The sequence below is a fragment of the Enterobacter sp. RHBSTW-00975 genome (assembly GCF_013615235.1).
In the GTDB taxonomy this organism is placed as follows: domain Bacteria; phylum Pseudomonadota; class Gammaproteobacteria; order Enterobacterales; family Enterobacteriaceae; genus Enterobacter; species Enterobacter ludwigii.
In genome coordinates, this window is the sequence record NZ_CP055883.1 from 1,316,262 (window position 1) to 1,333,396 (window position 17,135).

19 protein-coding genes and 5 tRNA genes are annotated in these 17,135 nt (G+C 53.1%); 18 read left to right on the top strand and 6 right to left on the bottom strand.

Translation table 11 applies throughout. The features are described 5' to 3' along the window. Window positions 1-3 precede the first annotated feature (3 nt). From cydB to pnuC, 17 genes are all read left to right on the top strand, one after another. Window positions 4-1,143 (top strand): cytochrome d ubiquinol oxidase subunit II, encoded by a 1,140-nt coding sequence (gene cydB, locus HV340_RS06320; RefSeq protein ID WP_047357115.1) that lies wholly within the window; start codon window positions 4-6, stop codon window positions 1,141-1,143. A 14-nt stretch (window positions 1,144-1,157) separates the two neighbouring features. Next, window positions 1,158-1,271, top strand: coding sequence for a cytochrome bd-I oxidase subunit CydX (gene cydX / locus HV340_RS06325; RefSeq protein WP_014169181.1), 114 nt, complete (start codon window positions 1,158-1,160; stop codon window positions 1,269-1,271). Next, the gene (gene ybgE, locus HV340_RS06330; RefSeq protein ID WP_020884961.1) at window positions 1,271-1,561 is read left to right on the top strand and encodes a cyd operon protein YbgE; all 291 of its coding nucleotides are present in this window, start codon (window positions 1,271-1,273) and stop codon (window positions 1,559-1,561) included. The genes cydX and ybgE overlap by 1 nt, the downstream gene beginning before the upstream one ends. A 148-nt stretch (window positions 1,562-1,709) precedes the next feature. Next, entirely contained in the window at window positions 1,710-2,114 is a 405-nt protein-coding gene (ybgC, locus tag HV340_RS06335; RefSeq protein WP_014169183.1) for a tol-pal system-associated acyl-CoA thioesterase, read from the top strand. Beyond that, window positions 2,111-2,803 carry a Tol-Pal system protein TolQ gene (gene tolQ / locus HV340_RS06340; protein ID WP_014169184.1) on the top strand — a complete coding sequence of 231 codons (693 nt, stop codon included), beginning with the start codon at window positions 2,111-2,113 and terminating at the stop codon, window positions 2,801-2,803. Before ybgC ends, tolQ begins: the two co-directional genes overlap by 4 nt. Before the next feature lie 3 nt (window positions 2,804-2,806). Then, window positions 2,807-3,235 (top strand): colicin uptake protein TolR, encoded by a 429-nt coding sequence (tolR, locus tag HV340_RS06345; protein ID WP_014169185.1) that lies wholly within the window; start codon window positions 2,807-2,809, stop codon window positions 3,233-3,235. Between the two features lie 28 nt (window positions 3,236-3,263). Continuing rightward, window positions 3,264-4,553, top strand: a complete 1,290-nt coding sequence (gene tolA, locus HV340_RS06350; protein WP_047955237.1) for a cell envelope integrity protein TolA — start codon at window positions 3,264-3,266, stop codon at window positions 4,551-4,553. Between the two features lie 130 nt (window positions 4,554-4,683). Beyond that, window positions 4,684-5,976 (top strand): Tol-Pal system beta propeller repeat protein TolB, encoded by a 1,293-nt coding sequence (tolB, locus tag HV340_RS06355; RefSeq protein WP_025204648.1) that lies wholly within the window; start codon window positions 4,684-4,686, stop codon window positions 5,974-5,976. A 35-nt stretch (window positions 5,977-6,011) separates the two neighbouring features. Then, window positions 6,012-6,533 carry a peptidoglycan-associated lipoprotein Pal gene (gene pal / locus HV340_RS06360; protein WP_003858578.1) on the top strand — a complete coding sequence of 174 codons (522 nt, stop codon included), beginning with the start codon at window positions 6,012-6,014 and terminating at the stop codon, window positions 6,531-6,533. Window positions 6,534-6,542: 9 nt separating this feature from the next. Beyond that, entirely contained in the window at window positions 6,543-7,337 is a 795-nt protein-coding gene (cpoB, locus tag HV340_RS06365; protein WP_040016950.1) for a cell division protein CpoB, read from the top strand. A gap of 161 nt (window positions 7,338-7,498) precedes the next feature. Further along, window positions 7,499-7,574: transfer RNA gene (locus HV340_RS06370), tRNA-Lys, on the top strand. Window positions 7,575-7,601: 27 nt separating this feature from the next. Continuing rightward, a tRNA-Val gene (locus HV340_RS06375) sits at window positions 7,602-7,677 on the top strand. A gap of 4 nt (window positions 7,678-7,681) precedes the next feature. Continuing rightward, window positions 7,682-7,757 (top strand) — tRNA-Lys (locus HV340_RS06380). Window positions 7,758-7,896: 139 nt separating this feature from the next. Further along, window positions 7,897-7,972: transfer RNA gene (locus tag HV340_RS06385), tRNA-Lys, on the top strand. Between the two features lie 31 nt (window positions 7,973-8,003). Continuing rightward, window positions 8,004-8,079 (top strand) — tRNA-Lys (locus HV340_RS06390). A 235-nt stretch (window positions 8,080-8,314) separates the two neighbouring features. After that, window positions 8,315-9,358 (top strand): quinolinate synthase NadA, encoded by a 1,044-nt coding sequence (gene nadA / locus HV340_RS06395; protein WP_050737376.1) that lies wholly within the window; start codon window positions 8,315-8,317, stop codon window positions 9,356-9,358. A gap of 22 nt (window positions 9,359-9,380) precedes the next feature. Then, complete coding sequence (gene pnuC, locus HV340_RS06400; RefSeq protein ID WP_020884957.1) at window positions 9,381-10,100, top strand: nicotinamide riboside transporter PnuC; 720 nt, start codon at window positions 9,381-9,383, stop codon at window positions 10,098-10,100. On the opposite strand, the gene zitB is transcribed toward pnuC, so the two are convergent. Both zitB and HV340_RS06410 read right to left on the bottom strand, forming a co-directional pair. Beyond that, complete coding sequence (gene zitB / locus HV340_RS06405) at window positions 10,097-11,035, bottom strand: CDF family zinc transporter ZitB (protein ID WP_059305883.1); 939 nt, start codon at window positions 11,033-11,035, stop codon at window positions 10,097-10,099. The genes pnuC and zitB overlap by 4 nt on opposite strands. 106 nt (window positions 11,036-11,141) lie before the next feature. Further along, window positions 11,142-11,522: a YbgS-like family protein gene (locus HV340_RS06410; protein WP_025204646.1), complete on the bottom strand. Its 381-nt coding sequence runs from the start codon at window positions 11,520-11,522 to the stop codon at window positions 11,142-11,144. A 304-nt stretch (window positions 11,523-11,826) separates the two neighbouring features. Here HV340_RS06410 and aroG point away from each other — a divergent pair, with 304 nt between their 5' ends. Further along, a complete protein-coding gene (gene aroG / locus HV340_RS06415; RefSeq protein ID WP_014169194.1) occupies window positions 11,827-12,879 on the top strand; it encodes a 3-deoxy-7-phosphoheptulonate synthase AroG in 1,053 nt (350 codons plus the stop codon). Between the two features lie 61 nt (window positions 12,880-12,940). On the opposite strand, the gene gpmA is transcribed toward aroG, so the two are convergent. The 4 genes from gpmA to galT form a co-directional block, all read right to left on the bottom strand. Further along, the gene (gene gpmA / locus HV340_RS06420; protein ID WP_020884954.1) at window positions 12,941-13,693 is read right to left on the bottom strand and encodes a 2,3-diphosphoglycerate-dependent phosphoglycerate mutase; all 753 of its coding nucleotides are present in this window, start codon (window positions 13,691-13,693) and stop codon (window positions 12,941-12,943) included. A 206-nt stretch (window positions 13,694-13,899) separates the two neighbouring features. After that, the gene (gene galM / locus HV340_RS06425; protein WP_032677707.1) at window positions 13,900-14,943 is read right to left on the bottom strand and encodes a galactose-1-epimerase; all 1,044 of its coding nucleotides are present in this window, start codon (window positions 14,941-14,943) and stop codon (window positions 13,900-13,902) included. After that, the gene (gene galK, locus HV340_RS06430) at window positions 14,937-16,085 is read right to left on the bottom strand and encodes a galactokinase (RefSeq protein WP_025204645.1); all 1,149 of its coding nucleotides are present in this window, start codon (window positions 16,083-16,085) and stop codon (window positions 14,937-14,939) included. The genes galM and galK overlap by 7 nt, the downstream gene beginning before the upstream one ends. Before the next feature lie 3 nt (window positions 16,086-16,088). Then, window positions 16,089-17,135: a galactose-1-phosphate uridylyltransferase gene (gene galT, locus HV340_RS06435; protein WP_020884952.1), complete on the bottom strand. Its 1,047-nt coding sequence runs from the start codon at window positions 17,133-17,135 to the stop codon at window positions 16,089-16,091.

Here is a 17,135-nt window from a genome sequence, read left to right on the forward strand (position 1 = left end):
CAAATGATCGATTATGAAGTATTGCGTTTTATCTGGTGGCTGCTGGTCGGTATTCTGCTGATCGGTTTCGCAGTCACTGACGGTTTCGACATGGGGGTGGGGATGCTCACCCGTTTCCTCGGTCGTAATGACACCGAGCGTCGAATCATGATTAACTCCATCGCCCCGCACTGGGACGGTAACCAGGTGTGGCTGATCACCGCAGGCGGCGCGCTGTTCGCTGCCTGGCCGATGGTCTACGCGGCTGCGTTCTCCGGTTTCTATGTGGCGATGATTCTGGTGCTGGCTTCTTTATTCTTCCGTCCGGTTGGTTTCGACTACCGTTCCAAGATTGAAGACACCCGCTGGCGCAACATGTGGGACTGGGGCATCTTCATTGGTAGCTTCGTTCCACCGCTAGTGATTGGCGTGGCGTTCGGTAACCTGCTGCAGGGTGTACCGTTCCACATCGATGAATACATGCGTCTTTACTACACCGGTAACTTCTTCCAGCTGCTGAATCCGTTTGGTCTGCTGGCAGGCGTGGTGAGTGTGGCAATGATCATTACCCAGGGTGCGACCTATCTGCAGATGCGTACCGTAGGTGAACTGCATCTTCGCTCTCGTGCAACGGCGCAGGTTGCTGCGCTTATTACCCTGGTGTGCTTCGCACTGGCCGGCGTATGGGTGATGTACGGTATCGACGGTTATGTCATTACGTCTGCAATGAACCACACGGCACCGTCTAACCCGCTGACGAAAGAAGTGGCGCGTCAGGCTGGCGCGTGGCTGGTGAACTTCAATAATATGCCTGTTCTGTGGGCTATTCCGGCACTGGGTGTGTTGCTGCCGCTGCTGACGATACTGACGTCACGTCTGGAAAAAGGTGCCCTGGCATTTGTATTTTCCTCACTGACGCTGGCGTGCATTATTCTGACTGCAGGTATCGCGATGTTCCCATTCGTCATGCCGTCCAGCACGATGATGAATGCAAGCCTGACCATGTGGGATGCAACGTCCAGCCAGCTGACGCTTAACCTGATGACGTATGTTGCTTGCGTGTTCGTACCGATTATCCTGCTGTACACCGCCTGGTGTTACTGGAAAATGTTCGGTCGTATCACGAAAGAAGATATTGAAAGCAACACTCATTCTCTGTACTAAGTAAGGAGCTGAATATGTGGTATTTCGCATGGATTTTAGGGACGCTTCTTGCCTGTGCATTTGGTGTCATTACTGCCCTGGCGCTTGAGCACGTCGAAGCGTCTAAAGCAGGTGAAGACAAACACTAATGAACATTATCGCGACGCTTTACGCGGTAATGGATAAGCGCCCGTTAAGGGCGCTTTCTTTAGTGATGGCATTACTGCTGGCAGGTTGTATCTTCTGGGACCCTTCGCGCTTTGCAGCGAAGACCAGCGAGCTTGAGATCTGGCACGGCTTCCTCATTATGTGGGCGGTGTGCGCAGGTGTGATCCACGGCGTAGGCTTTCGTCCGAAAGCGCTGCACTGGCAGGGGATTTTCTGTCCACTTATCGCCGATCTGGTGCTTCTCGCTGGCTTGATTTTCTTCTTCTTCTGAATAAGAAATGTCCGTTAATGATATGGGCTTACCCTGGCCCATAAAAATTTACTCTCCGTTTACTTTCTCCCATTCCAAACCATCTTTCCCGCGCGTATAGTAGCGAAGTTTAAAAGCTCTAACTTTTGTTGCATTACCGGGATGTAAAGTGAATACAACGCTGTTTCGATGGCCGGTTCGTGTCTATTACGAAGATACCGATGCCGGGGGTGTGGTTTACCACGCCAGCTACGTTGCTTTTTATGAACGGGCACGCACAGAGATGCTGCGCCATCATCACTTTAGTCAACAGGAGCTGTTGGCTGAGCGAGTTGCCTTCGTGGTTCGCAAGATGACGCTTGAGTATTTTGCGCCTGCCAGACTCGACGATATGCTCGAAGTCCAAACTGAAATTACATCAATGCGCGGAACCTCAATGGTTTTCACGCAGCGGATAGTCAATGCAGAAAATACGGTACTGAACTCAGCTGAAGTCCTGATCGTCTGTGTTGATCCAACCATAATGAAGCCTCGTGCGCTTCCTAAGTCTATTGTCGCGGAGTTTAAGCAGTGACTGACATGAATATCCTTGATTTGTTCCTGAAGGCAAGCCTTCTGGTTAAACTTATCATGTTGATTTTGATTGGTTTTTCAATCGCATCCTGGGCCATCATCATCCAGAGAACGCGTATCCTCAATGCGGCTGGCCGTGAAGCAGAAGCGTTTGAAGATAAGTTCTGGTCGGGTATTGAGCTTTCTCGTCTGTATCAGGAAAGCCAGGGACGCCGTGATAACCTCGTAGGCTCCGAACAGATTTTCTATAGCGGATTCAAAGAGTTTGCTCGTTTGCATCGCGCAAACAGCCACGCGCCCGAAGCGGTTGTGGAAGGTGCCTCGCGTGCGATGCGTATCTCCATGAATCGCGAGCTGGAAAACCTTGAAACGCATATTCCTTTCCTGGGGACCGTTGGTTCCATCAGCCCGTATATCGGTCTGTTTGGTACGGTCTGGGGGATTATGCACGCCTTTATCGCCCTGGGGGCGGTGAAGCAGGCGACGTTGCAGATGGTAGCCCCGGGTATTGCAGAAGCACTGATTGCGACCGCTATCGGTCTGTTTGCGGCGATCCCGGCGGTTATGGCTTACAACCGTCTGAACCAGCGCGTGAATAAACTGGAACTGAACTACGACAACTTTATGGAAGAGTTCACCGCGATTCTGCACCGTCAGGCGTTTACCAGTACCGAGAGTAACAAGGGGTAAACCATGGCCAGATCGCGTGGACGAAATCGTCGCGAGCTCAAGTCCGAAATCAATATCGTTCCACTGCTGGACGTTCTGTTGGTACTGCTGCTGATCTTCATGGCGACAGCACCCATCATTACCCAGAGCGTGGAGGTTGATCTGCCGGATGCGACAGAATCACAGGCGGTAAGCACCAATGACGATCCTCCGGTCATCATTGAGGTTTCCGGTGTAGGGCAATACAGCGTAGTGGTAGAAAAAGATCGTATGGATCAACTGCCACCTGAGCAGGTTATTGCTGAAGCGCAGCGACGCCTGGAGTCAAATCCGAAAACGGTCTTCTTAATCGGTGGCGCGAAAGACGTACCATACGATGAAATTATTAAAGCGCTGAACTTGCTACATAGCGCGGGCGTTAAGTCAGTTGGCTTAATGACTCAGCCTATTTGATCATCTGCGTAGTTTTTGGGAACCGATAGTGTCAAAGGCAACCGAACAGAACGACAAGCTTAAGCGAGCGATAATCGTCTCCGCAGTGCTGCACGTTATTCTTTTTGCAGTGCTGATCTGGAGTTCGTTCGACGAGCACATTGATGCATCATCGGGCGGCGGTGGAGGCTCTTCCATTGACGCCGTCATGGTGGATCCCGGTGCGGTAGTGCAGAACTATAACCGCGAGCAACAGCAGAAGGCGAGTGCAAAACGGGCTGAAGAGCAGCGTGAAAAACAGGCGCAACAGCAAGCGGAAGAACTGCGTGAAAAGCAGGCCGCTGAGCAGGAGCGACTGAAGCAGCTTGAGAAAGAACGTTTGCAGGCGCAGGAAGCGGCGAAAGAGCAGGCGGAACAGCAGAAGCAAGCTGAAGAGGCCGCGAAGAAAGCTCAGGAACAGCAGAAGCAGGCGGAAGAGGCGGCAGCCAAAGCCGCGGCGGACGCGAAAGCACAAGCTGATGCTCAGGCAAAATTAGCGGCGGAAGCGGCGAAGAAAGCCGCAGCCGATGCTCAGAAGAAAGCTGAAGCCGAAGCGGCGAAGAAAGCCGCTGCTGATGCTCAGAAGAAAGCTGAAGCGGAAGCGGCAAAAAAAGCTGCTGCTGATGCTCAGAAAAAAGCTGAAGCGGAAGCCGCGAAGAAAGCCGCTCAGGAAGCAGAGAAGAAAGCTGCTGCCGATGCTGCGAAGAAAGCGGCTGCTGCCGAGAAGGCTGCAGCAGAAAAAGCGGCCGCTGCTGAAAAAGCCGCAGCAGAGAAGAAAGCCGCCGCCGAGAAAGCAGCTGCTGACAAAAAAGCTGCAGCAGAAAAAGCCGCTGCCGATAAGAAAGCAGCTGCAGAGAAAGCCGCCGCCAAAAAAGCGGCCGCCGCTGAGAAAGCCGCGGATGCCGCTGGCGTTGACGATCTCCTGGGCGACCTGAGTTCTGGTAAGAATGCGCCGAAAGCGGGCGGTGGTGCGAAAGGCAGTGGTCAGCCCTCTAAAGACAGTGGTACTTCTGGTGCCAATGGTGGGACGACGGGTGCTGATATCAGCGCTTATGCTAAGCAAATCCAGGTTGCGATTCAGAACCGCCTGTTTGATGCAAGCATCTATCAGGGCAAACAATGTGTACTGCATATCAACCTTGCGCCAGACGGTAGGTTGAAAAGCGTGACCTCTGAAGGGGGCGATCCTGCGCTTTGTCAGGCAGCATTGGCCGCTGCAAGGTCGGCGAACATTCCTAAACCGCCTAGTGAGGCTGTTTATGAACGGATAAAAGATGCCAAACTGGACTTTAAACTGTAATCGACTGTCCTTACGGAAGTATGAAAAACAGTCTATTGTCCTAACGAGTGTTTAGTAGTTTTGTCTATTTGGGTTTGTTAACATTCTGCTAAATTATCGTGGGTAAGGTTACCCGGATAAGGGAGATATGATGAAGCAGGCATTACGTGTAGCATTTGGTTTTTTAATGCTGTGGGCAGCAGTACTGCACGCAGAAGTACGTATCGAGATCACCCAGGGGGTGGATTCGGCACGCCCAATCGGTGTTGTTCCGTTCCAGTGGGCCGGTCCTGGCGCTGCGCCTGAAGATGCCGGTGGTATCGTTGCGGCTGACCTGCGTAACAGCGGTAAATTCAACCCATTAGATCGTTCTCGTCTGCCTCAGCAGCCGGGCAGCGCGCAGGAAGTACAGCCTGCCGCATGGTCTGCACTCGGTATCGATGCTGTCGTTGTTGGTCAGGTTACACCTAACCCGGACGGCTCTTACAACGTTGCATGGCAACTGGTTGATACCGGCGGTGCACCGGGTACCGTTCTGGCACAGAACTCTTACAAGGTCACTAAACAGTACCTGCGCTACGCGGCACACGCTGCCAGCGATGCGGTATTTGAAAAACTGACCGGCATTAAAGGTGCGTTCCGTACCCGTATTGCTTATGTGGTACAGACCAATGGCGGTCAGTTCCCGTATGAGCTGCGCGTATCTGACTACGATGGTTACAATCAGTTCCTGGTGAAACGTTCTTCTCAGCCGCTGATGTCTCCAGCCTGGTCTCCGGACGGTTCTAAACTGGCTTATGTTACCTTCGAAAGCGGTCGTTCAGCGCTGGTTATCCAGACGCTGGCTAACGGTGCTGTTCGCCAGGTTGCATCGTTCCCTCGTCACAACGGTGCGCCTTCGTTCTCTCCGGACGGTACCAAACTGGCGTTTGCGCTCTCTAAAACCGGTAGCCTGAACCTGTACGTGATGGACATTGGCTCAGGTCAAATTCGCCAGGTGACCGATGGTCGCAGCAACAACACCGAACCGTCCTGGTTCCCGGACAGCCAGAACCTGGCATTTACGTCTGACCAGGCAGGTCGTCCACAAATCTATAAAGTGAACGTCAACGGCGGTGCTCCACAGCGTATTACCTGGGAAGGTTCGCAGAACCAAAACGCAGATGTGAGCAGCGACGGTAAATTTATGGTAATGGTCAGCTCCAACGGTGGGCAGCAGCACATTGCCAAACAAGATCTGGTAGCGGGTGGCGTTCAAGTTCTGTCGTCAACGTTCCTGGATGAAACGCCAAGTCTGGCACCTAACGGCACTATGGTAATCTACAGCTCTTCTCAGGGGATGGGATCTGTGCTGAATCTGGTTTCTACAGATGGGCGTTTCAAAGCGCGTATTCCGGCAACTGATGGACAGGTAAAATCACCTGCCTGGTCGCCGTATCTGTAAATAATAATTAATTGATTACTAAAGGAATCATAGAAATGCAACTGAACAAAGTGCTGAAGGGGCTGATGATCGCTCTGCCTGTAATGGCAATCGCAGCGTGTTCTTCTAACAAGAATGCAAGCAATGACCAGAGCGGCGAAGGCATGATGGGTGCCGGTACCGGTATGGACGCGAATGGCAATGGCAACATGTCTTCTGAAGAGCAAGCGCGTCTTCAGATGCAGCAGCTGCAGCAGAACAACATCGTTTACTTCGATCTGGATAAATACGACATCCGTTCTGACTTCGCTGCGATGCTGGATGCTCACGCTAACTTCCTGCGTAGCAACCCGTCTTACAAAGTCACCGTAGAAGGTCACGCGGACGAACGTGGTACTCCAGAGTACAACATCTCCCTGGGTGAACGTCGTGCTAACGCCGTTAAAATGTACCTGCAGGGTAAAGGCGTTTCTGCTGACCAGATCTCCATCGTTTCTTACGGTAAAGAAAAACCTGCAGTACTGGGTCACGACGAAGCGGCTTACTCCAAAAACCGTCGTGCCGTACTGGTTTACTAAGAGAATTGCATGAGCAGTAACTTCAGACATCATCTGTTGAGTCTGTCGTTACTGGTTGGAATAGCGGCCCCCTGGGCCGCTTTTGCTCAGGCACCAATCAGTAGTGTCGGCTCAGGCTCGGTAGAAGACCGGGTCACTCAACTCGAGCGTATTTCTAACGCTCACAGTCAGCTTTTAACCCAACTCCAGCAACAACTTTCCGACAACCAAAACGATATTGACTCTCTCCGTGGTCAGATTCAGGAAAGCCAGTATCAGCTTAACCAGGTTGTGGAACGTCAGAAGCAAATCTTGCTGCAGATGGATAGTCTCAGCAGCGGTGGCGCAGCTGCGCAGCCAGCAGCAGGCGATCAGAGCGGTGCGGCGACGTCGACCCCTGCTCCTGCGGCAGATGCTTCGGCCTCGACGGGAGCGCCTGTTCAGAGCGGTGACGCGAATACGGACTACAACGCGGCCATTGCCCTGGTACAGGATCAATCTCGTCAGGATGACGCTATCGCTGCGTTTCAGAACTTTGTGAAGAAATACCCTGATTCCACTTATCTGCCCAATGCAAATTATTGGCTGGGTCAGCTGAATTACAACAAGGGTAAAAAGGACGATGCGGCGTTTTATTTTGCCTCAGTGGTGAAAAATTACCCGAAATCGCCAAAAGCGCCTGATGCGATGTTTAAAGTCGGCGTCATCATGCAGGACAAAGGTGACACTGCGAAAGCGAAAGCGGTTTATCAGCAGGTGGTTGCTAAATTCCCTGGCACCGAAGGTGCGAAGCAGGCGCAAAAACGTCTGAATTCGATGGGATGATTATCGCATGACCAGAAATCGCGTTATTTCTGGTCGTGCAGCATGATTCGTAAGCAGTTAAGTGATCTTCATCGAAATTTTTGTTGCGCTGAATTCTTAAATCAGTAATATATGCCGCCGTTGCCACGGGATATCAAACAACGTGAAAACAGCGTAAAAGTGGGTCGTTAGCTCAGTTGGTAGAGCAGTTGACTTTTAATCAATTGGTCGCAGGTTCGAATCCTGCACGACCCACCACTTAAAGCAGTTCCGGTAGTACAGAGTGGGTGATTAGCTCAGTTGGTAGAGCATCTCCTTTACACGGAGGGGGTCGGCGGTTCGAGCCCGTCATCACCCACCACTCCGGGTCGTTAGCTCAGTTGGTAGAGCAGTTGACTTTTAATCAATTGGTCGCAGGTTCGAATCCTGCACGACCCACCAATTTTAATGTCTTACTCAGATGTTAAACGTGAAGGATAACGTTGCAACAGCAACAGCCCGTAGGGCGAGGCGAAGCCGAGTCATCCTGCACGACCCACCAGGTTATTGGTATGAGTAAAAATTCAGGCAACACCCAAGCGGGTCGTTAGCTCAGTTGGTAGAGCAGTTGACTTTTAATCAATTGGTCGCAGGTTCGAATCCTGCACGACCCACCAGCCTGAATAGAGTTGCAGTACATCCCGCAAGGGGTCGTTAGCTCAGTTGGTAGAGCAGTTGACTTTTAATCAATTGGTCGCAGGTTCGAATCCTGCACGACCCACCAATGTAAAAAAGCGCCCTAAAGGCGCTTTTTTGCTATCTGTATTCCGCATATTTTGACCTTGCAGGTCGGCTCCGGCGAAGTCGCCACCCGCTGCGTGCTACGCACACCTATTTCCGGTGACTTTTTCTCGCAAATTCGCTATCTTGTTTAGTATACAAAACACATTTGCCGTCCGTTTTGCTATGTCATGCAAAAGAAAGGCAATAATGTTAAGCCAGTAAAACGAGAAGCCATAATGAGCGTGATGTTTGATCCAGAAGCCGCAATCTATCCCTTCCCGCCAAAGCCTGTCCCGCTGAGTCAGGATGAGAAGCAGTTTTACCGTGAGAAGATCAAACGTCTTCTCAAAGAGCGAGATGCAGTGATGGTTGCACATTACTACACCGACCCGGAAATCCAGCAACTGGCGGAAGAGACCGGGGGCTGCATCTCTGACTCTCTGGAGATGGCACGCTTTGGTGCCAGACATCCTGCTTCCACGTTACTGGTCGCAGGCGTTCGCTTTATGGGTGAAACCGCAAAGATTCTCAGCCCTGAAAAAACCATTCTGATGCCAACGCTACATGCGGAGTGTTCACTCGACCTCGGCTGTCCGATTGATGCGTTCTCGGCCTTCTGCGATGCCCATCCGGACCGTACCGTGGTGGTCTATGCCAATACCTCTGCCGCAGTGAAAGCGCGGGCAGACTGGGTCGTGACGTCAAGCATCGCCGTTGAACTGATTGAACATCTGGACAGCCTGGGCGAGAAAATCATCTGGGCACCTGACCGCCATCTCGGTCATTACGTGCAGAAGCAGACCGGCGCTGACGTGCTTTGCTGGCAGGGTGCCTGTATTGTTCATGATGAATTTAAGACGCAGGCGCTCTCTCGGATGAAGGCGCTTTACCCGCACGCTGCGATCCTTGTTCATCCGGAATCACCGCAGTCCATTGTCGACATGGCGGATGCCGTGGGATCCACAAGCCAGCTTATCAATGCCGCCAGGACGCTGCCGCATAAGCAGCTCATCGTGGCAACTGACCGCGGTATCTTCTATAAGATGCAGCAGGCCGTGCCTGAGAAAGAGCTGCTTGAAGCACCAACGGCGGGCGAGGGGGCGACGTGTCGTAGCTGCGCGCACTGCCCGTGGATGGCGATGAACGGCCTGAAAGCTATCGCTGAGGGGCTGGAGAAAGGCGGAGCAACGCATGAAATCCATGTGGATGCTGCTCTGCGTGAAGGTGCGTTAATTCCGCTTAACCGCATGCTGGATTTTGCGGCTACACTACGTACTTAATTCAATACGCCCTGGGGAAAAGATGGATTTTTTTAGCACACAGAACATTCTGGTTCATATACCGATTGGTGCAGGTGGCTATGACCTGTCATGGATTGAGGCCGTGGGTACGCTGGCTGGGTTATTGTGTATCTGGCTGGCAAGCCTGGAGAAGATCAGCAACTACGCGTTCGGGTTAATTAACGTTACGCTCTTTGCGATTATCTTCTTCCAGATCCAGCTGTACGCCAGCCTGCTTTTGCAGTTGTTCTTCTTTGCGGCGAACATTTACGGTTGGTACGCGTGGTCGCGGCAGAACAGCCAGCAGGAGGCAGAGCTGCAAATCCGCTGGCTGCCCTTACCGAAAGCCATCGCCTGGTTTGTCGCCTGCGTTGTTGCCATTGGTTTAATGACCGTCTATATCAACCCGGTGTTTGCATTCCTGACCCGTGTCGCGGTGTCGGTCATGTCTGGCCTCGGGCTGAATGTCGCTATGCCATCACTCCAGCCGGATGCTTTCCCGTTCTGGGACTCCTGCATGATGGTGCTGTCGATTGCGGCGATGATCCTGATGACCCGTAAATACGTTGAGAACTGGCTGCTCTGGGTCGTCATTAACGTCATTAGCGTGGTTATTTTTGCACTTCAGGGCGTCTATGCGATGTCGCTGGAGTATCTGCTGCTGACCTTCATTGCCCTGAACGGGAGCCGGATGTGGATTAACAGCGCGCGTGAGCGAGGCTCTCGCGCGCTTTCGAACTAATGATGGTGATGATGTGAATGGCCGGACTGCGCCTCGTTCAGGTGGCAGTCCGGGCCGTTACAGGGTTGGTACTCCATCTGGATGGTGGCGTGGCCAATCTCATAGTGATGTTCGAGAAAGTGCTGGATGCGCTCAAGCAGGCCATCATGGTCATGGGTAGGGATCACCTGGACGTGCAATGTCATGACGGGTTTCTCACCCACCAGCCAGACGTGAACATGATGCACATTGCGCACCTCGGGCACGGAACGACGCAGGTTGCGTTTAAGCTCGGCAATGTCCACGGATGCCGGCGCCCCTTCAAGCAGTTCATTCACGCTCTCCTTCAGCAGCCGCCAGGCACTGCGCAATACCAGACACGATACCAGCACGGACAGAATCGGGTCGACGGGCGTCCAGCCGGTATAAAGGATCACCAGCGCGGCCACAATAGCACCGACGGAACCCAGTAAATCGCCCATGACATGCAGAGCCGCAGCGCGCACGTTGAGGTTCTTTTCTCCGCTGCCGCGATGCAAAATCCAGAACGCCAGAAGATTCGCCAGCAGACCTGCTACGGCGATAACCATCATTGTCGCTCCGGCGACCGGATGTGGGTGACGAAAGCGCTGTATGGCTTCCCAGACGATAAGAAGGGTGATAACCACCAGAGCAATAGCGTTAACAAACGCCGCCAGAGTGGTCAGTCGCAGCCAGCCAAAGGTATGACGCGCGTTAGGCGGACGGCGGGCAAACTGCACGGCCAACAGGGCAAAGAGCAGGGCGGCGGCATCGGTAAGCATATGTCCGGCATCCGCCAGAAGCGCCAGAGAGCCGGAAACCAGGCCACCAATGACCTCGATAACCATAAACGTTGCCGTGACGCCGAAGGCCAGCATAAGGCGTTTAGCGTTGTCATCGCCAGGAGATGGGGTGTGTGAATGCGTGTGCGCCATATCAGCTTTCCTTTTTGTTATTGTTTTTAGTGTAGCGTTTTTAATGGCTTACTCCAAAAAGAAAGGAGAGCCAGAGCTCTCCTTTTACGTTTACATCCGTCACGGATTATTGGGTTGTGCCATCCGTTTTGGTATTGGCATCGTCGCCCACTTTGTCATTCGAATTCGGACACTTACCGTCTTTGCACATGGTGTTCTTATGCATCTCATCGGTACTCATCGTGTCATGATTCATGGTGCCAGAGCCGCTACTGTCCGGATGCAACATCGTGCCTCCGGTATTAGTGTTCCCGGTATTGATCTGGCTGTTATCGACATTATTCGGGGCGATATTCTGTTTTGCATCAGGGGCGACCTGTCCCGCCGCCGCCGCGGCATTCGCGTCACCGTTGTTATCTGTTGAGCCCGTCTCAGCGGCAAGGACGCTGCCGCTTGCCAGGGTGAGGGAGGCTGTGAGGAAGAGGGTTGCCAGTTTCGTCATTTTCATCTTGGTGCTCCTGTTCTTGTCGTTACGCTGGATAACATTTTCCAACAGTGCATCTTTTTCAGAGGCGAAAGATTCCGTCATACGGACTTACGTCAGTATGGAATCGCGTTTAATCAAACAAAAGTGGTTGTTACAGTTAAAAAGCTTAGGTTAGATCTCGTTTTTCGCTATTTTGTGGCGATTTTTAGGTGAATTCCAGGAATTATCTGCGTGAAGTGTAAAACCGTGTTTACACTTTCTGGTCGGCAAGTTAGATTGAAAGGATTGCTTTCATTACTAAAGATATGGCAGAGCTGGAAAGAAAATGAATTATCAGAACGACGATTTACGTATTAAAGAGATCAATGAGTTATTACCTCCTGTAGCACTCCTTGAGAAATTCCCCGCCACTGAAAATGCCGCAAACACGGTGTCTCATGCTCGTAAAGCGATCCATAAGATCCTGAAAGGTAATGACGATCGTCTTCTGGTGGTGATTGGCCCTTGCTCAATTCACGATCCTGCTGCGGCCAAAGAGTACGCAGCAAGATTGCTCCAGCTTCGCGAAGAACTGCAAGGCGAGCTGGAAATTGTCATGCGTGTTTACTTTGAAAAGCCGCGTACGACCGTTGGCTGGAAAGGGCTGATTAACGACCCGCATATGGATAACAGTTTCCAGATCAACGACGGTCTGCGTATTGCGCGCAAACTGCTGCTGGAGATCAACGACAGCGGTTTGCCTGCTGCCGGTGAGTTCCTCGACATGATTACGCCGCAATATCTGGCGGATCTGATGAGCTGGGGCGCAATCGGTGCGCGTACTACAGAATCTCAGGTTCACCGCGAACTGGCGTCAGGTCTCTCGTGTCCGGTTGGTTTTAAAAACGGTACCGATGGCACCATTAAGGTGGCAATTGACGCCATCAATGCCGCCGGGGCACCGCACTGCTTCCTGTCCGTCACCAAATGGGGTCACTCCGCCATTGTAAATACCAGCGGTAACGGTGACTGTCATATTATTCTGCGTGGCGGTAAAGAGCCGAACTACAGCGCAAAACATGTGGCAGACGTGAAGGTCGGGCTGGAAAAAGCGGGTCTGCCACAACAGGTGATGATCGACTTCAGCCATGCCAACTCCAGCAAGCAGTTTAAAAAGCAGATGGAAGTCGGCGCCGATGTTTGTCAGCAGATTGCCGGCGGTGAGAACGCGATTATTGGCGTGATGATCGAAAGCCATCTGGTGGAAGGTAACCAGAATCTGGAAGGCAGCGAGCCGCTGGTCTACGGTAAAAGCGTCACGGACGCCTGCATCGGCTGGGACGATACGGATGCCCTTCTGCGTCAGCTGGCGAATGCGGTAAAAGCGCGTCGCGGCTGAGTTTCAGGAGCCAAATAAAAAAGCGTGGATTGCTCCACGCTTTTTTTATGTCCAGCGAAAATTATTTCGCTTTACCCTGGTTCGCTACAGCCGCGGCTTTTGCAGCGATCTCATCAGCGTTGCCCAGATAGTAATGTTTGATTGGTTTGAAGTTTTCGTCGAACTCATACACCAGCGGAACGCCAGTTGGGATGTTCAGTTCGAGGATCTCGTCTTCACCCATGTTGTCCAGGTATTTCACCAGCGCACGCAGGGAGTTACCGTGAGCTGCGATGATCACGCGCTCGCCGCTTTTCAGGCGTGGCAGAATGGTTTCGTTCCAGTAAGGCACAACGCGGTCGATGGTCAGCGCCAGGCTCTCGGTCGTTGGCAGCTCAGCATCCGTCAGTTTCGCGTAACGCGGGTCGTGGCCCGGGTAGCGCTCGTCATCTTTGGTCAGCTCTGGGGGGGTTACCGCGAAGCCGCGACGCCACTGTTTAACCTGCTCGTCACCGTATTTTTCAGCGGTTTCCGCTTTGTTCAGACCCTGCAGCGCACCGTAGTGACGCTCGTTCAGTTTCCAGGATTTCTCAACCGGCAGCCAGGCCTGATCCAGTTCGTCCAGAACGTTCCACAGTGTATGGATGGCACGTTTCAGCACAGAGGTGTAAGCAAAATCAAAGCTGAAGCCTTCAGCCTTCAGCAGTTTACCTGCTGCTTTTGCTTCGCTTACGCCTTTTTCTGACAGATCAACGTCGTACCAACCGGTAAAGCGGTTTTCGTTGTTCCACTGGCTTTCGCCATGACGCACCAGGACCAGCTTAGTTACAGCCATATCGTACTCCTCATAAGCTTTATTGAATGATAACAATTCTCATTATATTGCCGTGACAGTGCCAGCAGCAACGCTTAACCCTAACCATAGCGAAAATAGTCTCTGAGTGTAAGATGCTTGTGAATCCAGGGTTATGATTTTGTCTGCGATCGGCGCTATTTTCAGCAAGACGGAGAGAAAAAGCCCTCCGCAAGGAGGGCTGGGAATTATGAATGCGGGATGAAATGATATTCTGTCACGCTAACGTACTCTTCACCCGGGCGCAGCACACAGTCCGGCTGTGGCCATTCTGGATGGTTCGGGCTGTCCGGCAGGAACTCGCTTTCCAGCGCCAGACCTTGCCAGTCGCTGTACTCTTCATGTTCGCGTGCCGTCGTACCGCCAAGGTAGTTGCCTGAATAGAATTGCAGGGCAGGGGCCGTGGTGTAGACCGTCATCTGCAGTTTTTCATCCGCAGACCAGACCTGTGCGGCAGGCTGAGTCACATCGCCTTTCGCCTGCAGCAGGAACGCGTGGTCATAGCCTTTCACCTTGCGCTGATCGTCATCGCTCAGGAAATCCTGTGCGATGGTTTTTCCGCTGCGGAAATCAAAGCTGGTACCGCTGACGGCCTTGAGTCCCTGATACGGGATCCCCATTTCATCCACCGGCAGATAGGCATCGGCCAGGATCTGGAGCGTGTGATTACGCACGTCGCACTGGTTGCCGTCCAGATTGAAATAAGCGTGGTTGGTCAGATTGACCGGGCACGGCTTATCAACTTTCGCGCGATATTCAATGGCGATACGGTTATCGTCAGCTAGCGTGAAATGCGCGAACGCGGTGAGGTTACCGGGGAATCCCTGGTCACCGTCACGCGAGTCCAGTGAGAACAGCACTTCGCGGTCGTTTTGCTGAACGATTTTCCAGCGGCGCTTATCGAACCCTTCAGGTCCACCGTGTAACTGGTTTTCGCCCTGACTGGAAAGCAACGAGTAACGCTCGCCATCAAGTTCGAAAGCGCTTTTCGCGATGCGGTTAGCATAACGGCCGACAGACGCGCCAAGATAGGCGGACTGATTGACATACTGCTCAGGCGACGCGCAGCCAAGCAGGGTTTCACGTACGCTGCCATCAGGCATTGGTACGCGAGCGGATAGCAAAGTGGCACCCCAGTCCATTAACGTAACCACCATTCCTGCGCTGTTGCGCAGGGTTAACAGGCGATACGGCAGGCCATCCGGGGCAAGGGTTGGCGTTTCGTTTAGCACTGTCCTGCTCCTTGTGATGCTTTACACACGTAGAAAGTTTCTTTAATACCTGTTTTCGCTTCGTACTGTTTTTCCACCGCCTGCTGGACGGCAGGGACGAGCTCTTCCGGCATCAGGGCAACAATGCAGCCTCCGAAGCCGCCGCCGGTCATGCGCACGCCGCCTTTATCGCCAATCGTGGCTTTGACGATGTCCACCAGGGTATCGATTTGCGGAACGGTGATTTCAAAATCATCGCGCATGGAGGCGTGAGATTCTGCCATCAGTTCACCCATACGTTTCAGGTCACCTTTCGCCAGCGCGGACGCCGCTTCAACGGTACGGGCATTTTCCGTCAGCACATGACGAACGCGTTTCGCCACTACCGGATCCAGTTCGTGCGCCACTTTATTGAACTCGTTGAGCGAAACGTCACGCAGCGCAGGTTGCTGGAAGAAGCGTGCGCCGGTTTCACACTGCTCGCGGCGGGTGTTGTACTCGCTGCCCACCAGCGTGCGTTTAAAGTTGCTGTTAATAATTACCACAGCTGCGCCTTTTGGCAAGGGAACGGCTTTGGTGCCCAGAGAGCGGCAGTCGATAAGCAAGGCATGCTCTTTTTTACCCAGCGCAGAGATCAGCTGGTCCATGATGCCGCAGTTACAGCCCACAAACTGGTTTTCCGCTTCCTGACCATTCAGGGCGATTTGTGCCCCGTCCAGTGGCAGATGATAAAGCTGCTGGAAGACGGTACCCACGGCGACTTCCAGCGACGCGGACGAGCTTAACCCGGCGCCCTGAGGCACGTTTCCGCTGATGACCAGATCAGCGCCGCCCACGTTTTTATTACGTTTCTGCAGGTGTTTTACCACGCCGCGCACGTAGTTAGACCATTGCTGGCTGTCGTGGGTAACGATGGGTGCATCGAGGGAAAACTCATCCGTCTCATTGTTGTAATCCGCTGCAATAACGCGGACTTTGCGATCATCGCGCTTAGCGCAGCTAATGACCGTCTGGTAATCAATGGCGCACGGCAGAACGAAACCATCGTTATAGTCGGTATGTTCACCAATCAGGTTCACGCGGCCAGGCGCCTGAATGACATGGGTGGCAGGGTAGCCAAATTTTTCAGCAAACAGGGATTGTGTTTTATCTTTCAGACTCATTTTTTAGACTCCTGATTCGCGATAATGGACGTCACTCACAGCCCGCAGGCGTTCTGCAGCCTGTTCTGCCGTCAGGTCACGCTGGGTTTCTGCCAGCATTTCATAGCCCACCATGAATTTACGTACCGTCGCAGAGCGCAGCAGCGGCGGATAGAAATGGGCATGCAACTGCCAGTGTTGATTCTCTTCACCGTTAAACGGAGCGCCATGCCAGCCCATTGAGTAGGGGAAGGAGCACTGGAACAGGTTGTCATAACGGCTGGTCAGTTTCTTCAGTGCCAGGGCGAGGTCATCGCGCTGTGCGTCGCTCAGATCGGTGATGCGCATAACCTGTGCTTTTGGCAGAAGCAGCGTCTCAAATGGCCATGCTGCCCAGTAAGGTACGACGGCCAGCCAATGCTCGGTTTCCACCACCGTTCGGCTGCCATCAGCCAGTTCACGACGGGTGTAATCCACCAGCATCGGCGATCCGTTTTCCGCGAAATAGGCTTTTTGCAGACGGTCTTCACGCTCGGCTTCGTTTGGCAGGAAACTGTTGGCCCAGATCTGACCGTGCGGGTGCGGGTTAGAGCAGCCCATTGCCGCGCCTTTGTTTTCGAACACTTGTACCCACGGGTAGGTCTGACCCAGTTCAGCAGTTTGCGTCTGCCAGGTGCTGACGACCTCTTTCAGCGCGTCAACACTCAGCTCCGGCAGCGTTTTGCTGTGGTCGGGCGAGAAACAGATAACACGGCTGGTGCCGCGTGCGCTTTCACAGCGCATCAGCGGGTCCTGGCTATCCGGCGCGTCGGGCGTGTCGGTCATCAGGGCGGCAAAATCGTTGGTGAAAACGAAGGTGCCTTTGTAGTCCGGGTTTTTATCGCCCGTCACACGCGTGTTGCCCGGACACAGGAAGCAGTCCGGGTCGTGCTGGGGAAGCGTCTGTTTTGCAGGCGTCTCTTGCGCCCCCTGCCAGGGACGCTTGGCGCGATGCGGAGAAACCAAAATCCATTGCCCGCTTAGCGGGTTAAAACGACGATGCGGATGATCGACGGGATTGAACGAAGTCAT